The organism is Mycobacteroides abscessus ATCC 19977 (genome assembly GCF_000069185.1).
In the GTDB taxonomy this organism is placed as follows: domain Bacteria; phylum Actinomycetota; class Actinomycetes; order Mycobacteriales; family Mycobacteriaceae; genus Mycobacterium; species Mycobacterium abscessus.
Genome location: NC_010397.1, coordinates 1,978,287 through 1,998,679, shown reverse-complemented (window position 1 = coordinate 1,998,679; position 20,393 = coordinate 1,978,287). Strand labels below are relative to the sequence as shown.

Annotated in this window: 22 protein-coding genes; 7 read left to right on the top strand and 15 right to left on the bottom strand. The window is 64.8% G+C overall.

Translation table 11 applies throughout. From position 1 onward, the window contains the following. Positions 1 to 85: 85 nt before the first annotated feature. The 5 genes from MAB_RS10235 to MAB_RS10215 form a co-directional block, all read right to left on the bottom strand. The gene (locus tag MAB_RS10235) at positions 86 to 2,014 is read right to left on the bottom strand and encodes a peptidoglycan D,D-transpeptidase FtsI family protein (protein WP_005060899.1); all 1,929 of its coding nucleotides are present in this window, start codon (positions 2,012 to 2,014) and stop codon (positions 86 to 88) included. Next, positions 2,011 to 2,982: a cell division protein FtsL gene (gene ftsL, locus MAB_RS10230; RefSeq protein WP_005080227.1), complete on the bottom strand. Its 972-nt coding sequence runs from the start codon at positions 2,980 to 2,982 to the stop codon at positions 2,011 to 2,013. The genes MAB_RS10235 and ftsL overlap by 4 nt, the downstream gene beginning before the upstream one ends. Continuing rightward, the gene (gene rsmH, locus MAB_RS10225; protein ID WP_005110491.1) at positions 2,979 to 3,974 is read right to left on the bottom strand and encodes a 16S rRNA (cytosine(1402)-N(4))-methyltransferase RsmH; all 996 of its coding nucleotides are present in this window, start codon (positions 3,972 to 3,974) and stop codon (positions 2,979 to 2,981) included. Before rsmH ends, ftsL begins: the two co-directional genes overlap by 4 nt. Positions 3,975 to 4,119: 145 nt before the next feature. Then, on the bottom strand, positions 4,120 to 4,551 hold the full coding sequence (gene mraZ / locus MAB_RS10220; protein WP_005060894.1) for a division/cell wall cluster transcriptional repressor MraZ: 432 nt from the start codon (positions 4,549 to 4,551) through the stop codon (positions 4,120 to 4,122). 360 nt (positions 4,552 to 4,911) lie between these two features. Continuing rightward, a complete protein-coding gene (locus MAB_RS10215; RefSeq protein WP_005110487.1) occupies positions 4,912 to 5,316 on the bottom strand; it encodes a DUF3040 domain-containing protein in 405 nt (134 codons plus the stop codon). A 314-nt stretch (positions 5,317 to 5,630) separates the two neighbouring features. Here MAB_RS10215 and MAB_RS10210 point away from each other — a divergent pair, with 314 nt between their 5' ends. Beyond that, positions 5,631 to 6,290, top strand: coding sequence for a GNAT family N-acetyltransferase (locus tag MAB_RS10210; RefSeq protein ID WP_005060891.1), 660 nt, complete (start codon positions 5,631 to 5,633; stop codon positions 6,288 to 6,290). 14 nt (positions 6,291 to 6,304) lie between these two features. Then, complete coding sequence (locus MAB_RS10205; protein ID WP_005074933.1) at positions 6,305 to 6,967, top strand: LppM family (lipo)protein; 663 nt, start codon at positions 6,305 to 6,307, stop codon at positions 6,965 to 6,967. On the opposite strand, the gene metF is transcribed toward MAB_RS10205, so the two are convergent. Then, positions 6,942 to 7,922 carry a methylenetetrahydrofolate reductase [NAD(P)H] gene (gene metF, locus MAB_RS10200; protein WP_005080230.1) on the bottom strand — a complete coding sequence of 327 codons (981 nt, stop codon included), beginning with the start codon at positions 7,920 to 7,922 and terminating at the stop codon, positions 6,942 to 6,944. The two genes, MAB_RS10205 and metF, sit on opposite strands and share 26 nt — an antisense overlap. A gap of 118 nt (positions 7,923 to 8,040) precedes the next feature. On the opposite strand from metF, the gene MAB_RS10195 reads away from it, so the two are divergent. After that, the gene (locus MAB_RS10195; protein ID WP_171512886.1) at positions 8,041 to 9,096 is read left to right on the top strand and encodes a polyprenyl synthetase family protein; all 1,056 of its coding nucleotides are present in this window, start codon (positions 8,041 to 8,043) and stop codon (positions 9,094 to 9,096) included. A gap of 91 nt (positions 9,097 to 9,187) precedes the next feature. After that, positions 9,188 to 10,663, top strand: coding sequence for an alpha-(1->6)-mannopyranosyltransferase A (locus MAB_RS10190; protein ID WP_005086651.1), 1,476 nt, complete (start codon positions 9,188 to 9,190; stop codon positions 10,661 to 10,663). On the opposite strand, the gene MAB_RS10185 is transcribed toward MAB_RS10190, so the two are convergent. After that, a complete protein-coding gene (locus MAB_RS10185; protein ID WP_005060882.1) occupies positions 10,660 to 11,064 on the bottom strand; it encodes an Rv2175c family DNA-binding protein in 405 nt (134 codons plus the stop codon). The genes MAB_RS10190 and MAB_RS10185 overlap by 4 nt on opposite strands. Positions 11,065 to 11,146: 82 nt before the next feature. On the opposite strand from MAB_RS10185, the gene MAB_RS10180 reads away from it, so the two are divergent. After that, a complete protein-coding gene (locus tag MAB_RS10180) occupies positions 11,147 to 11,587 on the top strand; it encodes an SRPBCC family protein (protein WP_005080233.1) in 441 nt (146 codons plus the stop codon). Positions 11,588 to 11,665: 78 nt separating this feature from the next. Then, complete coding sequence (locus MAB_RS10175) at positions 11,666 to 12,931, top strand: protein kinase domain-containing protein (protein WP_005092429.1); 1,266 nt, start codon at positions 11,666 to 11,668, stop codon at positions 12,929 to 12,931. Between the two features lie 9 nt (positions 12,932 to 12,940). On the opposite strand, the gene MAB_RS10170 is transcribed toward MAB_RS10175, so the two are convergent. The 7 genes from MAB_RS10170 to MAB_RS10140 form a co-directional block, all read right to left on the bottom strand. Beyond that, positions 12,941 to 14,329, bottom strand: a complete 1,389-nt coding sequence (locus MAB_RS10170; protein WP_005110483.1) for a class II 3-deoxy-7-phosphoheptulonate synthase — start codon at positions 14,327 to 14,329, stop codon at positions 12,941 to 12,943. 19 nt (positions 14,330 to 14,348) lie between these two features. Next, positions 14,349 to 14,852, bottom strand: a complete 504-nt coding sequence (locus MAB_RS10165) for a polyadenylate-specific 3'-exoribonuclease AS (RefSeq protein WP_005060872.1) — start codon at positions 14,850 to 14,852, stop codon at positions 14,349 to 14,351. Positions 14,853 to 14,861: 9 nt separating this feature from the next. After that, a complete protein-coding gene (locus MAB_RS10160) occupies positions 14,862 to 16,160 on the bottom strand; it encodes a glycosyltransferase 87 family protein (protein ID WP_005080235.1) in 1,299 nt (432 codons plus the stop codon). Positions 16,161 to 16,283: 123 nt separating this feature from the next. After that, positions 16,284 to 17,021 carry a lysophospholipid acyltransferase family protein gene (locus MAB_RS10155; RefSeq protein WP_005080236.1) on the bottom strand — a complete coding sequence of 246 codons (738 nt, stop codon included), beginning with the start codon at positions 17,019 to 17,021 and terminating at the stop codon, positions 16,284 to 16,286. Between the two features lie 316 nt (positions 17,022 to 17,337). Beyond that, on the bottom strand, positions 17,338 to 17,730 hold the full coding sequence (locus tag MAB_RS10150) for a hypothetical protein (protein WP_005110482.1): 393 nt from the start codon (positions 17,728 to 17,730) through the stop codon (positions 17,338 to 17,340). Then, positions 17,727 to 18,998: an ArsA family ATPase gene (locus tag MAB_RS10145; protein ID WP_012296493.1), complete on the bottom strand. Its 1,272-nt coding sequence runs from the start codon at positions 18,996 to 18,998 to the stop codon at positions 17,727 to 17,729. Before MAB_RS10145 ends, MAB_RS10150 begins: the two co-directional genes overlap by 4 nt. 19 nt (positions 18,999 to 19,017) lie before the next feature. Continuing rightward, a complete protein-coding gene (locus MAB_RS10140; RefSeq protein WP_005060860.1) occupies positions 19,018 to 19,458 on the bottom strand; it encodes an SRPBCC family protein in 441 nt (146 codons plus the stop codon). A gap of 82 nt (positions 19,459 to 19,540) precedes the next feature. Here MAB_RS10140 and MAB_RS10135 point away from each other — a divergent pair, with 82 nt between their 5' ends. Then, positions 19,541 to 19,969, top strand: a complete 429-nt coding sequence (locus MAB_RS10135) for a nitroreductase family deazaflavin-dependent oxidoreductase (protein ID WP_005080240.1) — start codon at positions 19,541 to 19,543, stop codon at positions 19,967 to 19,969. On the opposite strand, the gene MAB_RS10130 is transcribed toward MAB_RS10135, so the two are convergent. Then, complete coding sequence (locus MAB_RS10130) at positions 19,970 to 20,365, bottom strand: hypothetical protein (RefSeq protein ID WP_005067531.1); 396 nt, start codon at positions 20,363 to 20,365, stop codon at positions 19,970 to 19,972. Positions 20,366 to 20,393 lie beyond the last annotated feature (28 nt).

Here is a 20,393-nt window from a genome sequence, read left to right as displayed (position 1 = left end):
ACGGTATTCGCGCCGGCTGCTCGTCCTCGGGCGTCAAACGACATTACCGGGCGGGCAGGCTGCCGCCGATCAGACGAGGACGGGCTCAGGTCGCCTGCAGGATCAGTGGCGGTCCGGGATCAGGTGATAGTGGCACGTTTTCGCGCCGCATCAGCCAGGACGCGATGTTGTGGAACAACGGCGCGGCTGTCATGTGCGGACTACCATCCGAGCCTCGTTTCGGCGCGTTCATCTCGATGCCGATGACGTATCGGGGATCGTCGGTGGTGGCGATGCCCGCGAATGTGATCCAGTACACGTCATCGAAGTAGCACCCACAGGCCGGATTGATCTGCTGGGCGGTGCCGGTTTTGCCGCTGAGCTGATAACCGTCGACCGCGCCGGACGCGCCGGTGCCGTTCTGAATCTGGCGCGCATCCGGCTGCAGCACCGCGCGCAGCATGTTCCGGACGGTACGCGCGGTTCCGGCGTTGACCACCTGGACGGGTTCCGGGCGTGGCTCCTCCTTACGGGACCCATCCGGCGCCGTGATGCTCTTGACGATGCGCGGCGGGATCCGCACCCCGTCGTTGGCGATGGCCTGGTACATGCCGGCCATCTGCAGCAGTGTCATCGACAAGCCCTGACCGATCGGCAGATTCGAGAACGTGCTGCCCGACCATTGCTCGATCGGTGGCACAATACCGGCGCTCTCCCCGGGCAGGCCGACACCCGTGCGCTGTCCCAGGCCGAACTTGTCCACCAGGTCCATGAATCGCTCCGGCCCGACCCGCTGGGCGAGCATGAGCGTGCCCACGTTGGACGACTTCCCGAAAACACCCGTGGTGGTGAAGGGCACCGTCCCGTGCGGCCACGCATCGCGGACCGTGACCCCGCCCATGTTGATGGAACCCGGAACCTGCAGCACCTCATCGGGATTGGACAAATCATTCTCGATCACCGCCGACGCGGTGATGACCTTGTTGACCGATCCCGGCTCGAACGGCGAGGAGACCGAGAGGTTTCCCATCTCGCGGTTGCCCTGCTTACCCAGGTTCTGCGACGGGTCAAAGGTATTGTCATTGGCCATCGCCAAGACCTCACCGGTCTTGGAATCAAGAACAACCGCGGACACACTGCGCGCTTCGGACAAGTCCTTGGCCTGCTGGACCTGCTGCTGCACGTAGAACTGAATGTCGTTGTCCAGCGTGAGTTCAACGGTGGACCCGTTCACCGCGTCATGGCGGTCCCGGTAGCTGCCGGGGATGACCGCACCGTCGGAGCCGCGATCGTAGGTCAGCGATCCATCCTTGCCGGCCAGCGCACTGTCCAGTGAATCCTCAAGCCCAAGAAGGCCGTAACCCTCCCAGTCGATACTGCCGACGATGTTGGCGGCCAGCGAGCCACCGGGATACTGGCGAATATCCTGACGTTCGGCGCCGACCTCGGGAAACTCCTTGGTTATCTGGGCGGCGATACCCGGGTCGACCGAGCGCGCCAGGTAGGCGAAGGTGTCATCACTGCGGATCTTCTTCAGCAGACTCTTGGCGTCGGGTTTGTTACCCAGCTTGGCCGAAACCCCATTGGCGATGTCCTGCAGCCGGCGCTCGGGCTCGACGGACCTGATTTTCGCCGCAGCAGCCTTATCGGCGTCACTCTTCCCGGGATCCTTGAGGATCTCTTGGCTCTTCTCCCACGCCTTGTTGAGTTGTTCGCGGATCTTCTTCGGCTGGAAAGTCAGTGCGCGAGCCTCGATGGTGAACGCCAACTTGTTGCCCGCACGGTCCACGATCGTGCCGCGCAGCGCCTTCTCGGTCTCGGTGACCTTGAGCTGCCCCGAGGCCTCCGCACGCAGACCCGCCGCACGCGGGCCCTGCAGGGTGAACAGCTGAATGGCCGCGATGGCCAAGGTCAAGAAAATGATGATGTTGCCCGTGCGGTGGCGAAAGGCGAACCCTGCCGTCCGCGAAACGGCAGCGGCCGGCCGCCGGGTGCGACGGGCGCCGACCGGCCGGGACCGATCCTGCCGGTTCACGCCGCCGGGAGGGGACTCGTTGTTGCCACGGGATTGAATTGTTCCCCGGTTACTGGAGAATTCGTGATATTTGATGCTTGCGGCGCGTCGGCCACGGGGGGCGGTACATCGGCCGGGACCGCCGGCACCGGAGCCACCTGCGGCACCGCCGCCGGATCTTGTCCGATAGGAGCCTCTACCACCGGCGCGGGCGCCGCGGTGGGCGGAGCCATATGCGGTACGACGGCCACCGGCGGCGGCACCGGCGGCAACTGAACCGGCACCTCGACCGAGTTTCCAGCCTTCGGAACGGCGTCGGCATCATCGGGAATCACGGAGTTCAACGGGGCCGGCGCCACACCCTCGGCAGGCTTGGGCGCACCCACCAAAAGCCAGTTGCCCTGGGGGTCGCGCACTAGGTGCGCGATATCACGCGAGGGGATCATGCCGAGATCGCGCGCTGAATCGGCCAGCGCGGGAGCCGATTCCGCGCGCAGCACATCACGCTCAAGCGCTTCTTTGCGCTGCAACAGTTCTTCGTTTGTCCGCCGCTGCGTACCCAGTTGATACGAACGTTCCGCAGCATCGGTCGACAACCACAGGGTGATCGCCAGGCCGACACCGAGGGCGCCGATGACAAAGACGACGAACGGGACCCTGGTGATCCAGACATGTGGCCGCAGGTCCACTTCAGAGAGACGGGCGAGTACTCGTTCGCGTAGTGGTACCCGGATTACCTTGGGTGCCTTAGCCTTACGGGCCTTCGCGCGCGCCTTGGCCTGCCGCGTGCTGGTGGCGGGGCGGATCTTTTCGGGAGCCTGGCGCTGCACCGGGATCGGCATGGTCTGCGGAGCAGAGCGACGCGGCCGCGCTGAGGGTCCCGTCGCGGTTGCCTTGGACGCACCGTTGCGGCGCTTGGTGGGCTTTGCGGACTTGGCGGGCTTGGTCTTCTTGGGCGCCTCGCCTGCCTTCTTGCGCACACCGATCATGCGTTCCTCCTGTCCGCAACTCGTTCGACTGCCCGCAACCGCACCGGCGCACTACGTGGATTGACTTCTATTTCCTCATCATTGGCGCGCTCTGCCCCACGCGTGATTGCCGTGAACTCCGGCGCATCACCGGGGAGTTCGACCGGTAGGTCGATCGGCGACCGGGACGCGGTGGCGGCCGCGAATTCCGCCTTGACGATCTTGTCTTCCAGCGACTGGTAGGCCATGACCGCGACGCGACCGCCCGGTCTCAGTGCCGCCATCGCGGCCGGTATTGCCGTGGCAAGGGATTCCAGCTCGGCGTTGACCGCGATCCGGAGTGCTTGGAAGGTCCGTTTTGCCGGGTGGCCACCGGTACGGCGCGTGGCCGCGGGGATGGTGGCGTACAGCAATTCGACTAACTGTCCACTGCGCGTGAAGGGTTCGTTGGCTCGCCGCCGAACGATCTCATCGGCGATTCGGCGCGCAAAGCGCTCCTCACCGAACCTGCTGAGCACCCGGGACAGCTCAACGGCCGAGTAGGTGTTCAGAATATCGGCAGCAGTGAGTTCATCTTGGGCATTCATCCGCATGTCCAACGGGGCATCGACCGAATAGGCGAATCCGCGCTCGGCCTGATCGAGCTGCATCGAGGAAACACCCAGATCGAACAGCACTCCGTCGACCGAAGACGTTGTGCGGTAACCCAACCCATCAAGGGCGTCAGCCAGACCGTCGTAGCGGGTATGCACACCGACAAATCGTGTTCCGAACGGCGCCAACCGCGAGCGGGCGATATCGAGGGCATTGGTATCGCGATCGAGGCCGATGACCGTCAGACCGGGCAGCATGGTGAGAAAGTGTTCGGTATGCCCGCCGGCGCCCAGAGTGGCATCGACCAGAACCGCGCCCGAGCCGTCGGTGGAATCGGCGGTCAGCGCAGGGGCGAGTAGCTCATAGCAGCGGTCGAGCATGACCGGAATGTGACCATACCGAGAATCGTTGTCAGACACGGCAACAGCCCTCCAGGAGCGGGTATGGGAGCACTGGTAGGTGCAACGAACCCGCGCCGCCCGGTCCCTGTCCGATGGTGCGAACCTGGCGTCGGGGAAGTACGCCAGGGTCGTATCGGACAGAGGCCGCGCTGCGCGGGTCCGCTCAGAAAATGCCATTGAGAGATTCATCGCTGGCCGTCGAGAAGTTCTCTTCGTGTTCCTCCAGGTACTGCTGCCACTTCGCAGCGTCCCAAATCTCTAGGTAATCAACGGATCCGATAACGACGCAGTCCTTGGACAGGTCCGCGTACCGCCGGTGGTCGGCGGACAGGGTGATGCGGCCCTGCGCGTCCGGATGCTGCTCGTCGGTTGCCGCCGCCAAGTTACGCAAGAAGGCCCGAGCCTCCGGGTTGCTCCGGGAAGCCGCGGCGGCCTTGCGTGCCAGCTGCTCGAACTCGGCCCGTGGGTACACCGCGAGGCTGTGGTCCTGGCTTTTGGTAACCATCAACCCTCCCGCTAGTGCGTCCCGGAACTTGGCAGGCAATGTCAGTCGCCCTTTGTCATCGAGCTTGGGCGTGTAGGTACCGAGAAACATCTCGCCACCTCCCTGCCCAAGGCCCTTCGGAGCTACCCTTCCCTCCGATATGCGCCACTTTACCCCACAATCCCCCACTTTGAATCTGATTTGCCGCGTGTCTCCCCACCCTGCACCCACGCCAGGGGGGTCGCGCCGCATCAGCACACTGTTTTCGCAGGTAAACCCGGTGGGGACGAGTGGGGCACCGGTATCTAGACGAGTTGATAACGATTTGGCCTGGCCGGCCCACCGCGCTTGCGCATACTCGTCCCATGACATGGAGCGGCGCGGTCGCCGGCTTCAGACAGCAACACAAACAGCAACAGACCCGCGCTGATTGCGCGGGTCTGTGATGTGGAGTGGCTTAGCGGATGTTGGTCAGTTGTCGAAGCGGCGGCGGAATCGCTCTTCCATGCGCTGCGCGAAGGAGCCGGCCGCGCGATTCTTGCGGACACGGCTGGCGGCGCCGCCCGCCCCCTGTCCCGCCGGGTTTGCCTCCGAGCGCCGGCTTCCGATGATCGCGAAGACAGCCGCGCCAAACATGACGACAAATCCGGTCACGCTCAGGACCGGGAAGTTTCCGACCTGAGTAGCAGGTACCGCGACACCGATCACCAACATGGCCAATCCGATGCAAAACAGTGCCGCACCCTGCAAGCGGCGACGGCCGGAGGTCGCACCCAGCCGTCCTCCGCGCACGCTCGACGCAAACTTGGGATCCTCCGCGTACAGCGCGCTCTCAATTTGGTCGAGCATGCGCTGCTCGTGCTCGGAGAGTGGCATCGGTCCCTCCCTCTGGCGCACCGCAACCGGTTGGCTATGTCGTGTTGGCATCAGTGCCGGGGCAGCGCTGACACCGAATGTCTTATTTATCAAGGGTGCCGTGGTTACAACACCCTCACGTTCATAATACGAGGTGAATACCCGCCATACCACCCGGTTCACCCATCAATCTCCCAGCCACTCCCCACCGGCAACGCGCAGCGCGGCGCGCCGACAACCGGGCGAAAGCCGCGACTGCACCCGGGAATCAGCCGGGCGTGGTAAACCCGGGCAGTACACCCGAAGCCTCCCACCGGAACCCCAGAGGACCCACGTTGACGACATTTCTGGCCGACCTGTCGCAACGCGATATGCAGCGTCGGCTCAGCGAAGCCCTTCGTGTCTACGTCATCGCCATGGGCTACCCGCACGGCACCGAGGATCAGCGCGCCCCCATGTGGCTGGAGCACAGCCGCAGGCCCGGCTGGCAGGCGGCTGCCATCTTTGATACTCCAGCCGCCCCGTCCGGTATCACCGGCCCCGCCGAGGACCTGACGGAGCAGGCCCGCATCGTGGGAATCGCGTACGGCTACCGCGGCGCGGCCGATCAGTGGTGGCATCAGCAGGTCAGCCAGGGTCTACGCAAGACGGGGCTGCCGCGCGACCGGATAAACGCCCTGCTCAACCAGTACTTCGAGCTGACCGAACTGCATGTCGACCCCGGTCTGCAGGGGCACGGGTACGGTGAGGCCCTGGCGCGACGGCTGCTCGCGGGCCGCACAGAGTCACATGTCCTGCTGTCCACTCCCGAGATCAGCGGGGAATCCAACCGCGCATGGCGGTTGTACCGCCGGCTCGGATTCACTGATGTCATCCGGCAGCACCAGTTCGCAGGAGATCCCAGGCGATTCGCGGTGTTGGGTCGTGCTTTGCCCCTGGAGCCCGGATATCGACAGCCGGGCGTGTCAGCCGTCTGGCACGATAATCCGCGATGACTAGACGAGGGCGGGTGGCACGGATCACCGCCGTGCTGTTGTTGGCGACGCTTCCGCTGCTATCAGGATGCGTACGCGTCAAGGCTTCGATGACCGTCACCACCGACGATCACGTCTCCGGCCAGCTGATCGCCGTCGCCAAACCCCAGGGCAAGAACGATAAGGGGCCCCAGCTCGATCGCAACATGTCCTTCGCCGAGAAGGTTCAGGTGAGCGAGTACGAAGAGAATGGCATGGTCGGGTCGCGCGCCATCTTCAACGACCTCACCTTCTCCGAGGTCCCTCAGCTGGCAGGCATGAACAAGAACGCGGCCGGCTTCGACCTGACCCTGCGCCGCAATGGCGACGTGGTTGTGTTGGAAGGTCGTGCCGACTTGACCGCGCTGGGCGACAACTCGAACGCAGACGTCTCGCTGGCGGTTTCCTTCCCTGGTGATATCGAATCCACCAACGGAGAGATGCTCGGCTCGGATTCCGTGCAGTGGAAACTCAATCCCGGTGTGGTCAGCTCCTTTACCGCCACCGCCCGCTACACCGATCCCAGCACCCGCTCGTTCAATGGTGCCGCGATCTTCGTATCGATCGCCGCTCTGCTGGTCGGCGCCCTCGTCGCCTCCATGGCGTGGCTAGACCGCGACCAATCGCCGCGGTTTACCCCCGAGCAGTTCCCGGAGTAACCCTCACCCCGAGATTCTCCAACACCTCTGAGGTGGCCCGCGCAAAGTTGAGGGTCATGAAGTGCAGACACGGCACACCCTCGGCCAGCAGCCGCGAAGCCATCGTGGTGGTGACCTCGACACCCACCTTGCGGACCTCGTCGCGGTTCTCTTCCGGACCGTCGCCCGCCGCCCTGAGCAGCCGCTCCTCCAATGCCGTGGGCAGCGTGGACGAGGAAAGCTCCACCTGACGACGTACCGAACGCAGCGAGGTGATGGGCATCAGGCCGGGGACAATGGGCTTGGCCCCCTGCTCCGGATCTGCCGCTACCACCCGGTCGCGCAGCCTGAGATAGTCGTCGACGTCGAAAAACATCTGCGTGATGGAGTACTCGGCACCCGCACGCAACTTGTTCACCAGATTGGCGGTATCGCTTTCCAGGTCGATCGCTTGCGGATGCCCCTCGGGGAAAGAGGCGACCCCGACATGGAAATCGCCGAGGTCGCGGACCAACCGCACCAGTTGTTCGGCGTAGGTCAGTCCGCCCGGATGCGGTACCCACTCGGCGTTCACGTCGCCGGCCGGATCGCCGCGCAGGGCAAGGATATTGGTGATACCGCGATCGACATACGCACCCACCATGGCGCGCAGCTCATCGACGGTGTGTCCGACGGCCGTCAGATGCGCGACCGGCAGCAACGTGGTGTTCTCGGCAAGCTCACCGGTCACCCGCACCGTGCGGTCACGGGTGGAACCGCCCGCACCGTAGGTGACCGAAACGAACACTGGCCGGTACCGCTCGAAAACTCTTGCCGCCCGCCACAAACGAGCCTCAGCCGCCTCGTCCCGGGGCGGCATGAACTCGACCGAGAACGCGATCTCGCCGGGCTGGACCGCGGTGAGCCGATCGGCGATCGACCCCGGATCCTGCAGCTCGGCGACCGGTCCATCGCGGTCGAGCGGGTTGGTTGTCACCTGTTCAGGATAGGTGGGATTACTCTAGGTTCACTCCCCGCACATCCGGGACTGAATTACCGCACCGTGAAAGGACGCCGCGCTGAGTGTCAACGTAGCCGCTGCCAACGCCCGGCACCTGACCGATGCGGTAAGCGACCAATTAAGCCAGTTCCTGGCCGAATGCCGCGAGCACACCGCGCACATCGGGCAGCACTATGAGCACGCCATCACCGCCCTGGACCGGTTTGTGCTGCGCGGCGGTAAGAGGCTGCGCCCGGCATTCGCCTACTGGGGCTGGCGCGCGATCACCGACGACCCAGACCCGTGGAACCCCGAAGTTCTCCGGGTATGTGCCGCGCTGGAACTTCTCCACACCTGCGCGCTCATCCACGATGACGTCATCGACAGCTCCGCGACCAGGCGGGGCGAACCGACCATCCACGTGGAGTTCGCCGCGCTGCACCGCGAGAATGGCTGGTCGGGCTCCCCTGAGCAGTTCGGGATATCGGCCGCGATCCTCCTCGGCGACCTGGCGCTCACGTGGGCCGACGACATGGTGGTCGGCGCACAGCTCTCGCCCGAAGCGCACGTGCGGGCGCGTGGTGTCTGGTCGATCCTGCGCAGCGAGGTGCTCGGCGGCCAATATCTGGACATCCTGTCCGAATCTTCCGGTGACGAATCCGTCGAAACCGCCCTGCGGGTAATCCGATTCAAGACCGCCGGGTACACGGTGCAGCGACCGTTGCAGCTCGGTGTCGCGATCGCAGGCGAGAATGCGGAAATCTCACGTCTCCTCGGCGATGTCGGGCTCGATATCGGCATCGCGTTCCAGCTGCGCGATGACGTCCTCGGCGTGTTCGGGGATCCGAAGGTGACCGGAAAACCCGCCGGAGATGATCTGCGCTCCGGAAAGCGCACCGTACTCCTGGCCGAAGCCCTCCGGTTGGCCCGCCAGCGCGACAGCGCCGCCGAGGATCTGCTGCATTCCTGGATCGGTACCCCGCTCACCGACCAGCAGGTTGCCGAGATGTGTTCACTCATAGTCGACTTGGGCGCGCTCGGGGCGGTGGAATCTCGCATCGAGGAACACACGCATCGCGCCCTGGACCAGTTGGCGGGCGCAGATATTGCCGACGATGCCCGCGCCGCACTATCAGACCTGGTCCGATTGGTGTCCAACCGGAGCGCATGATCACGTGAGTACATCGTCAAAGGCCTTGGAGCCTTCCCAAGAACCAAAACCAGATCCCGACAGTCCGGCGCCCGCACCGGCCCCCGGATGGGTGTCCTCGTTCCTGCGCTCCCCCGCCGGGCGTGCGGCCACGATCGGATTCGGTGGCGCGATCCTCGTGGCCATCGGCGGACTGGGTGCGGGAAGCACGCGCCAGCACGACCCGCTGCTGGAATCGGCCGGACTGTCCTGGCTGCGTTTCGGCCACGGGCTGGTGGTGTCCTCGATCTGCATGTGGCTCGGGGTGGTTCTCATGCTGCTGGCCTGGCTGGGGCTGGGCCGACATGTCATCGCGGGCAAGGTGACCAAAGAGTCTCTGCTGATCGTCATCCCGTGCTGGCTGTTACCCCTGCTGGCCTCGGTTCCGGTGTTCAGCCGGGACGCCTACTCGTACCTGGCTCAGGGTGCCTTGCTGCGCGATGGATTCGACCCCTATCTGGTGGGACCGGTCGAGAATCCGAACGCATTGCTGGAGAACGTCAGCCCGATCTGGACCACGACCACGGCGCCGTATGGACCGCTGTTCCTGCTCATCGCACGGTTCGTCACGCAGATCGTCGGTGACGACGTGGTGGCGGGCACCATGCTGTTGCGCCTGTGCATGCTGCCCGGGCTGGCGCTGCTGGTGTGGGCCACACCCCGAGTCGCACAATTCTTCTCGGCCAGCGCCAGCAAGGCGTTGTGGATCTGCGTGCTGAACCCGCTGGTGATCATCCATCTCATGGGTGGTGTGCACAACGAGATGCTGATGGTCGGTCTCATGATGGCCGGCATCGCGCTCACCCTTGAGCGGCATCATGTTTGGGGTATCGCAGTGGTGGCGCTCGGTGTCATGGTCAAGGCGAGCGCCGGCCTGGCGCTGCCCTTCCTGGTGTGGATCTGGATGCGCCGCCTGGCTTCCGACCACGTGGACGGTGCACCACCGCGCCGCCCGCCGGCGGCGTTTGCCCTTGCATCAATCGGTTCGGTGGCGATCTCCCTGACGACGTTCGCCCTCATGTCCTGGATCACCGGTGTCGGCTTCGGCTGGCTCACCGCCTTCGCGGGCTCAGCCGTCAAGATCATCAACTGGCTGACCATCCCCACCGCCGTCGCCAACGTCATCAACGTAGTGGCCGGTCTCTTCGTCACCGTCAATTTCGATGCCGTGCTTGAGGTCATGCGCATCATCGGCGTCTTGGTTATCGCGGTCAGCCTGCCGGTGGTGTGGTGGCGCCATCGGCACAACGAGCGTGACGCGATGTTCGGCATCCTGTGGGCGATGTCGATCGTGGTCCTCATGGCGCCGGCCGCCCTACCCTGGTATTACAGTTGGCCGTTGGCCATCGCGGCGCCGCTACTGCAATCGCGCGGCGCCATCGCGGCGATCGCCGGGTTCTCCACGTGGATCATGGTGATCTTCAAACCCGATGGCTCCCACGGCATGTACGTATGGATCCACGTGTTGATCGCTGCGACGTGCGCTGCCATCGCCTGGCGGATGATCAATACCGCTCCCGAACCGGACGGCTCGGCGCCGGCCGCCTAGTAGGCCATGGCCTGCGCCCGGCGCAGCACTTCACGTGCCTGATGTCCGTGCAGCGCGTCGACCGGGCGGGCCGCCTCGATTCGCTCCGTGGTGCCATCCCTGCTCACCGTGAGCGACTCATCGCCCGCGAACAGCCAGCGCAGGATCTCGGGCTCGTGGTACCCACCGTCCCGCAGCACGGACAACAGCCCGAACAAGTGCTTCACCACCGGCCCCTCCGGGCTGAAAAAGATGACGGGAACCTTGATTTCGCCGTCACGTTTGACCGCGATCAGCTCACCGTCGCGCAAATACTGCTGAACCTTGCTCACCGGCACTCGTAGGCGCGCGGCCACCTCCTTGAGGGTGAACAGCGGCTCATCGGCGTCAAGGGTGTCGGCAACGTACGGAATTGCGCTCATGACAAATGACGCTAGTCGCCCCGAGCGCCACCGTCGTCGAAAAGTGTCCTCCGGGTGTGGTGACGCGCGTAACCTTCGGACGGTGACGAGTTCCGGCGATCCGACATCGATCACCCACAGCGAGTACTACCCCTACCCTGTCGAAAAGGTGTGGGATGTGCTCGTCTCTCGCGAGCTCACCGCCTCACAGGTGAAGGAAGTCAGCGACGCACCGGTCGAGGTCGGATCGACTCGCGTGATGGTCACCCACCCTCAACCTGCCGTCGGATTCGACGGTGTGGTGTGCACCACCTACACCAGCGTGGAGCCCTACGAACACATCGAGCAGGTGTTGACCGCCCCCGGCATCGAAGTGACCTCCCGATGGAACCTGCTCCCCGAGCCCGGCGGCACCCGCCTGCGCGTCACCTACAGCCGGTTCGACCCGTCCATCCCGCTGCACCGCCAGTGGCGCACCATGCTGTTCTCGGGGGCCGGGCCGATCCTCAACTCTTTGCGCGAAATGCTCGATAAGCGGCATTGACGGCGGGAGGTGCCCGCATCACTCGATACGATCGGTGCGATGACATCGCCCAAGTCCCCGACCGGCCGCCTCGATCCGATGATCGGCGCGGTGCTCGATGGCCGGTATCGCATCGAAGCTCCGATCGCGACGGGCGGCATGTCGACCGTGTACCGAGGGCTGGACACCCGGCTGGATCGCCCCGTGGCCGTCAAGGTGATGGATAGTCGTTACGCGTCCGACAGCGGGTTTCTCGCACGCTTCCGGCTGGAGGCGCGTGCGGTGGCCCGGCTGCGACATCCGGGACTGGTGGCCGTCTTCGACCAAGGCATGGACGGTAGGCATCCCTTCCTGGTGATGGAGCTGATCGACGGCGGCACCCTGCGCGAGCTACTGCGGGAACGCGGTCCGATGCCACCGCACGCGGTGGCCGCGGTATTCAATCCCCTGCTGGGTGGTTTGGCGGTGGCCCATCGATCAGGATTGGTTCACCGCGACGTCAAGCCCGAGAATGTGCTGATCTCCGATGACGGCGAGGTCAAACTCGCCGATTTCGGACTGGTCCGTGCCGTGGCCGAGGCAGGCATCACGTCGACCAGCGTGATCTTGGGCACCGCGGCGTACCTGTCCCCAGAGCAGGTGCGCACCGGGTCGGCCGGCCCGCGTAGCGATGTCTACTCGGCTGGCATTCTGATGTACGAACTACTCACCGGCTCAACACCATTCACGGGCGATACCCCGCTGGCGCTGGCCTACCAGCGCATCGATCGCGATGTGCAGGCACCCAGCGAGGCGATCGACGGTGTCCCGGAGGAATTCGATGAGCTGGTGTTGCGTGCCACCTCCCGCGACCCGGACGCACGTTATGCCGACGCCGCACAGTTCGGGGCAGAACTGGACGCGATCTCCTCCGAACTACGACTGCCGCCGTTTCGGGTGCCGGCCCCCCGCGACTCCAAACAGCATGTCGCCGAGCAGCTGTACCGCAGCCGGCTGATCGATTCTGGCGGCAATACCACCGGCAACCTCAGCGCCCCTGGCCAGGCCGATGCCGCCGACGCCGCCTCGGCCGCGGCCGCCTTGGGCGTTTCGGCACGGCCGAGCACCCCGCCACGCCCCCGAGTGCCCAACCCCACGCGGATGATGGACCCCGTCCCTGCGTACGACGCCGGTTACGACGAGGAATTCGACGGCGAACCAGATGAATCGGCGTTCTTTGCCGATATCGACGACTCGGACTACCGATACGAACGCCAACAGAGCCGCCGCGCCATCTTCATCTGGCTGGTGATCGTCCTGATCCTCACCAGCTCGGTGGCGGCGGGATGCTGGTCGCTGGGCGCCAACATCACCAACTTGCTCTAGGCCGCGGCCCTAGTCTCTGAGCATCTCCGCCACGAGAAACGCCAACTCCAGCGACTGCTGGGTGTTCAGCCGCGGATCGCACGCAGTCTCGTAGCGACCGGCGAGGTCGTCGTCCGAAATGTCCTGTGCGCCACCGAGACACTCGGTGACATTCTCACCGGTGATCTCGACGTGGATGCCGCCCGGGTGGGTGCCGAGGGCGTTGTGCACCTCGAAGTAACCCTGCACCTCATCGACGATCCGGTCGAAATGCCTTGTCTTGTAACCGCTCGGCGACTCATGGGTGTTGCCGTGCATTGGGTCGCACTGCCAGACCACCTGGTGCCCGGTGGCCCGCACCTTCTCGATGATCGGTGGAAGCAGATCGCGCACCTTCGAATTGCCCATGCGGGAGACGAAGGTCAGGCGGCCCGGCTTGTTGTGCGGGTCAAGACGTTCCACGTACTCGACCGCCTGATCGGGTGTGGTGGTCGGGCCGATCTTCATCCCGATCGGGTTGGCGATGATCTCGGCGAACGCGACATGCGCGTGATCGAGCTGTCGGGTGCGGTCGCCGATCCACAGGTAGTGCGCCGACAGGTCATACAGCGCGGGCTCGCCGTTCTCGTCCTCACCCAGGCGCAGCATCGCACGTTCGTAGTCGAGCACCAGCGCTTCGTGACTGGCGTAGATCTCCGCGGTGTCCAGGTTCGAATCGACCACACCGCAGGCGCTCATGAACTTCAGACCACGATCGATCTCGCCGGCCAGCGCCTCGTACCGGGCCCCGGCCGGCGAGGTGCGGACGAATTCGCGGTTCCAGTCGTGCACGAGGGCCAATGAGGCCATCCCGGAGCCGGTCAGTGCCCGCACCAGATTCATCGCGGCGCTGGCGTTGGCGTAGGCGCGCACCAACCGCGATGGGTCGTGCTCACGCAGGGTCGCGTCGGGCGCGAAACCGTTCACCATGTCACCGCGGTAGGACTTCAAGCCCAGCGCGTCGGTGTCAGAACTGCGCGGCTTGGCGTACTGGCCGGCAATGCGGGCAAGCTTGACCACCGGCATGCTCGCCCCGTAGGTGAGCACCACAGCCATCTGCAGCAACGCGCGGATGTTCGCGCGAATATGCGGCTCGGTGTTGTCCGCGAAAGTCTCGGCGCAGTCGCCGCCCTGCAGCAGGAACGCCTCGCCACGCGCCACCTGAGCCAGCTGACGCTGCAAACGCTGAATCTCCGCGGGCACCGTGATCGGCGGCACGCTTTCCAGCACGGTGCGCATCGCGGCGGCCTGATTCGCGGGCCAGCTCGGCTGCTGAGCAGCAGGTTTGGCCAGAGCAGCATCAAGGCGCTCACGCAGATCCGCCGGGAGCGGCGGCAGCTCCGGCAATTGGTCGATGGGGACGTCGACTGTCCAGTTCACGAACCCATCTTAACCGGCCTTAACCAGCGGATTTTTCCCCGACCATCGCACGGTAGCGAGCCAGGTTGAACCGGGCATCGACCAGCGCGTCGTGGGAGTCGGCGGGCCGTTTCGGCATGGCCGGGCGCCCTAGGTCGTTCCAGAGCTGCTTGAGTTCGAGGGTGAACCGTGGGACCGGCTGCGGCAGCGCGGTCATGGGCCCCCACAGCTGACAGAGCGCCACATGGTCATAGGCGCCCACCCAGGCCCACAGTTCGATGGGGTCGGCGGGCCCGCTGCCCCCGCTCAGTCCCATGAACTCGGCCAGCTCGTCACGGATCTGCCCGCGGGAACGCCACAGCGGCGACGACAGCGCCGGCAGCTTGGGCAGCACATGCTGACGCACCCAGGGGCCCGCCTGCTGTGGATCGAACGCGGTGGAGACGGCGTAATACTCGCGACCGTCTTCGCTCACCATCCCGATGGAGATGAGTTCGATGGTGCGGCCGTCGTCAATGAACTCGGTGTCGTAGAAATAGCGCACGCAAGCCGCCTAGTTATGCGCCGGCGACGCCGGCGCGAGCTCATCGGCCGGTGGCGATTCATCCTCGCCCGCAACATCGTTCACACCCGGCGTATCGCGCCGTAGCCATATCCAGCTGGCCACCAGCACCACCAGATGAACGAACACGTACAGGCTGGGGATCACCTCGTTCAGCACGCCGCCCGGCCGCAGCGTCAGCGCGCCCGAATCCGGCGTCTTTCCGCTCAAACTCGTGAACCAGGCCGCGAACACCACGCAGAACGCCCACATGGTGATCGCGGATGCGCGCTTGCCCAGCACGTAGCCGCGGTAGCCCAGGTGCACCACCAACGGTACGAACCACACCCAGTGATGGCTCCAGCTGAACGGGGAGGCGGCCGCCGAGGCCATGCCGACGATGGATATCGCCAGCAATAGCTGATTTCGCCGGTAGGCCAGGGTCGCGACCACCAGGCTCATCACGATCACCAGGGCCGATAGCGCCGTGGCGATTCCGGCGGAAAGGTCCAGCCTGAGGAACAGCCCGCTGATGCTGGTGCTTGCGGTCGGGTCCCGGGTGATGCGGCTGATCTTCTCGAAGGAGCGATCCACCCAGTAGTAGTGGGAGGCCGAGGGCAGAAAAATGAAGCCCAGTCCGACGGTGGCGATCAGGGTGACCGTGGCGACGACAGCGGCGCGGATCCGTCCCACCACGAACAGGAAGACGATGAAGATCATCGGAGTCAGCTTGATCCCGGCCACGATGCCGATGCCGATGCCTGCCAGCCTCCATCGTTTGGGAGCCAGGATGTCCGTGACCACCACCGCGAGGATCAACAGATTGATCTGCCCCAACTGAATGGAGAGCCGGACCGGCTCGAGCCACGAGACCAGCCCGACCAGCAGGGCCAATAGCCCCCAAAGCCCCGCCTTGGCGGAGATGTTCAGCCAATTCAGCATGCGCCAGACCGAATAGACCAGTAGCGCCGGGAACACCATGAGCGACAGGACCTGGGCGGTGAAGTCGGTGATGAACGCCAGCGGGGTGAAGACCAAGGCCGCGAACGGGGTGTACGTGAACAGCAGATCGTCGATCTCGCCGTTGCGCCCGATCGAATACAGGTCCAGGCCGTCGAGTACCCGTGTGCCGCCGAATCGGTACACCAACACATCGATCTGCAGCGCATATGTGGGCCAGTGGATGAAGACGATCGCGTGCAACAACAAGGCAATCGCGAGGACGAGCGGGCCACCCCACGTAATCCATCGGGCGACTCGACGAGTGGAGCCGCCGTCCGCGATGGTGGTTGCATCTATTGAATTCGGCACGGCCCTCGCATCTCTCAGTTCTCCCGCCGGTGGATCAAGAGTAGCGGTACCGGCACGGATAGCTGACCAACGCCCCACGACGAGGTGGCGCCTCAGACGCAGGCAAGATGCTTGAACACCGAATTAACCGGCGGCGCTCTCCGGCATGCGATCGGGCTGCTGAGCAGGGCCCGCAGGCTTTGGCGTGTCTGCGTCTTTCTTGAGGGAGGCCGCGTAGATGTCGACGTACTCCTGACCGGACAACTGCATCAGCTCGTACATCACTTCGTCGATGACCGCTCGTTCGATGAATCGGTTACCGGCCATCCCGTCGAATCGCGAGAAATCGAGGGGCTTGCCGATTTTCACGGTGACCTTGGAAAAGTGCCAGCGCGCGGTCCCCGGCGGGTTCATGACATTGGTGCCGACCATGGCGACGGGAATGACCGGCACCCCGGTTGCCAGCGCCATACGCGCCAGCCCGGTCTTGCCCTTGTACAGACGACCGTCGGGCGAGCGCGTGCCCTCCGGGTAGATGCCCAACAGCTTCCCCTCGCCGAGGAGCCGCTTGGCAGTGCTCAGGGCGTTCTCGGCGGCGTCGGCACTGGTTCTGTCGATCGGCACCTGTCCCGAACCGCCGAAGAAGACCTTCTTGAGCCAGCCCTTGAAACCGGGCTCAGTGAAGTATTCACTCTTCGCCAGGAACGTCACCCGGCGCGGGCAGACCAACGGGAGAAAGAAGCTGTCCACCACGGCGAGATGGTTTCCGGCCAAGATCGCCGGCCCGGACGACGGGATGTTCTCCAGGCCTTCCACCTTCGGCCGGCCCATCAGCTGCAGGATCGGCCCCATGAAGATGTACTTCAGCAGCCAATAGAACATCGCGCATCCTCTCCCGATCCCCATGCCAATCCCCGATGAATCCCATGGGGCTGGCGCCGAGCTTACCCTCGGCGACTGCGAAACTCCGTGGACTGTTTAAGGTCCCGGAAACTAACGTGCCCGCGCCTGGAGTCCGCGCGATCGATCGACACGGACCGAGCGTGTCTGCTGGGCACGTGACACCACCGGTGCCCCGGTGTTTACCAGGATTGTGAAACTCCCCGACGCTGGTAGAGGCCTATAACGCGTCAGGTTCCCCGACAGCGGGCAACAGGCCGATATATGGGACGCGACGTCCCAGATTCTGAGCCGCTAGCTACTCTCCGATATCAACCGGAATCGGTTGGTAGCCAGTCGATTGCGAGCTCGGCGGCGGCGGGAAGGGACTGCGATACTCGGGATCAGTTCCACCGCCGTCGGGATCGTCCGGGCCACTCGGATCGCCCGCACCCTCTGCCTCCAGCATCGCCCGCACCACCATCACCAGGGCCAAGCTATGTTCGGCGATCGTCGCCAACAGCGGATGGTGCTCACCCTCGACAAGAGCGGCCAGCGCGCACACCGGGCAGAACAGTTGGTTGCATTTCCCGGGCGTCCCGCCGTCCGCCGCGGCACGCGCGGCCTGACGCAACGCGGGATCAAGCTTGTCCAGGATCGAGGTGGCCAACGCACGCAGCTCAGGGCCGAGCTCCGGATGAGTACCCGTCACGTCGGCCACACCTCCGGATCCGCTCTGAACCGTATGGTCAGCTCGCCACCGACGAGCCGGGCATCGACAACCACACAGCGCCGCAGCACGGAGGCCAGCCGGACCCGCCGGCGCATCCCGTTTGCGCCGATGACCAGGTCATCTCCCACCCGGCCGAGGCTCAACGTGGCCGGGTCGATCTGCGGTAACTCTAGCCGCAACCGATAGACGGTGTCCGCTCCGGATCCGGATTCATGTTCGACGACGGTTGCCAGCGGCGCGGGCGGCTTGGCGCCGTCGCGGCGGCGTACCGACTCGGCCAGTTCCCCGAGCGCGTCCGGCCCGATGGGTTCGCGGGGCAGATGCGGCACCAACAGCATTTGGACATCTCCGATCGCCTCCCCCATCTCGTCGAGAACGGCGGACTGATCCGTGATGCGCTGCATATACCAGTCGAAGGCGGGATGATCCGGAAGATTGTGATATTCGTACGAATCATCTTGAATGAGAACCTGGTTGACGATCACTTGGTCGATCCGCACTCCCATCAGCGCCAGCGCTCCCACGGTGCGGATGGCCTCTGCCACCACCACCCGTTCGGGAGTCAGCACCAGATGAGCCCCCACCCGTTCGGCGTCTGAGAGCAAGACAGCCAGCCGATCGGCCGACGCCGCAATGCGTTCCAGCAGTTCGGCCAATATCAGCGCGCGTGGTGTGCCGACTCCGCCGAGCCTGCGATGCCGAGGCCAGGCCCGCTCCAAATACATCGCGAAAGTTCCAGGGAGAGTGAGCATCCGCAAGGCGTCGGCCGTGGAGGCACAGTCGACCACCACCACATCCCATTCGCCCGTATCGGCGAGCTGCTGCACCTCATGCAGTCCGAGCATCTCCTGCACGCCCGGCAACGCGGAAAGCTCTTCGGGGGCAAGCGATCCGATATCCGATTCCGGATATTGCGCGGCAATAGTGTCGGCGATGTCACCCCAACGTCGTTCCAGCAAGCCCAGAGTGTCCAGCGCCATGACATCGAGTTCGCCCCCGTACGGATCCTCGATCACCCGCACGCAATGAGCGCCCGGGGATGGGTCGACCCGCACACCGAAGACATCGCCCAGGGAATGGGCCTGGTCGGTCGATACCGCCAATACCCGCTGCCCGGCACGCGCATGGCGCACCGCGGTGGCGCCGGCCAGCGTCGACTTGCCCACGCCCCCCTTGCCAACGAACAGACCGATGGTGGCTGCGGGAGGTGCGTGGACCTCGGGGGCGGCGTCTCCGGGACGGGACACGAGTTCCTCCCCGACGTCGCTAGCGGTCAGATTCGACTCGCTTCTTCAGGTCCTTGAGCGCGGAATCGGTGATCTTGCGCTCGGCCTTGCGCTTGAGCATTCCGATCATCGGAATTTGAAGGTCGACCGCCAGCTCGTAGGTCACCTCGGTGCCAGAGCCCTTGGGCGCCAAAAGGTATGTCCCTTCCAGCGAGCGCAACAGGGAACTTTCCGCAAGGGTCCAGGTGACCTTTCGGCCATCCGGGGACCACACATACTCCAGGACCTGCGTGTCCTTGAGGACACCGGCGTCCAACACCAACCGGGCGCGTTTGACCCTGCCCTCCGAGTCGGTGTCGAGCACCTCGGTTTCCTTGTACTCCGACACCCATTCCGGGTAGGCGCCGATATCGGCGATCACCGCCATCACCTTGCCGGGCTCGGCATCGATGGCAATCGTTTGGGTAGTCTTCTCAGCCACCTGACAGACGCTACCCTTCTCGATGGCGCTCGGATACTCCCATCCTGGCAATTCGCCGCGGCCTCACCACGGAAGGACACCCATGAGCCGACTGGTGGCGAAGGTGCTCGGTGTGCACCAGCGCATCTATATCGCCTCGAAAGGCTATCTGGGTCATCACGTTCCGGGGATGGCTCCCAACCTGTTGCTGACGTCTGTCGGCGCCAAGTCCGGCGCCCGGCGCATCAACTCGTTGACCTACGCCCACGACGGCAAGGATCTGGTCATCGTGGCGTCCAACGGCGGGGCCCGCCGCAACCCTGCCTGGTATCACAACCTCAAGGCCCACCCTGACGTGCAGGTTCAGCTGGGCCGCGAGAAACGCCGCGTACACGCCACCGCCCTGCTCCCGGGCGATGCCGATTATGAACGGCTATGGAAGTTGGCTGATACCAACAACTCTGGCCACTACAGCGCATATCAGCGCGCGACGTCCCGGCCCATCCCGATAGTCGTGCTCGCCCCGGCGTGATCAGGCCTGCCGGGCCCGTGATTCACCAATCGGGCGGCCGGCCTCCAGCCGTTGCTTGACCTCGAAGGCAAACCGCTTGCCGGCCACACGACGGGCATGATTCAGCTGGGCCAGATTCAGCTTGGCCAGCTGCGCCGGGCTGGCACCGGTGGGCTCGGCATGCAGAAAGTAGTGCGCGATCGCCCCGTCCAGGGCGGGTTCGAGCCACACCTCCATGGTGCCGGTGAGCGGCCCGGCCACCGTCCAGCGGATACCCTTCTCACCGCGTTCCTCGACAACGTTGAGCTGCAGGTCAGGCCACCAACGGCGCCAGTCCGCGGGGCTTGAGATGGCGCGGCCGATGTCCGCGGGATCTGCCGCGATAAAGGTCTGGTCGGCGACCTGAATGCTGTTCATCGCGGACAAGCTTAAGCCTCGCCGTCAC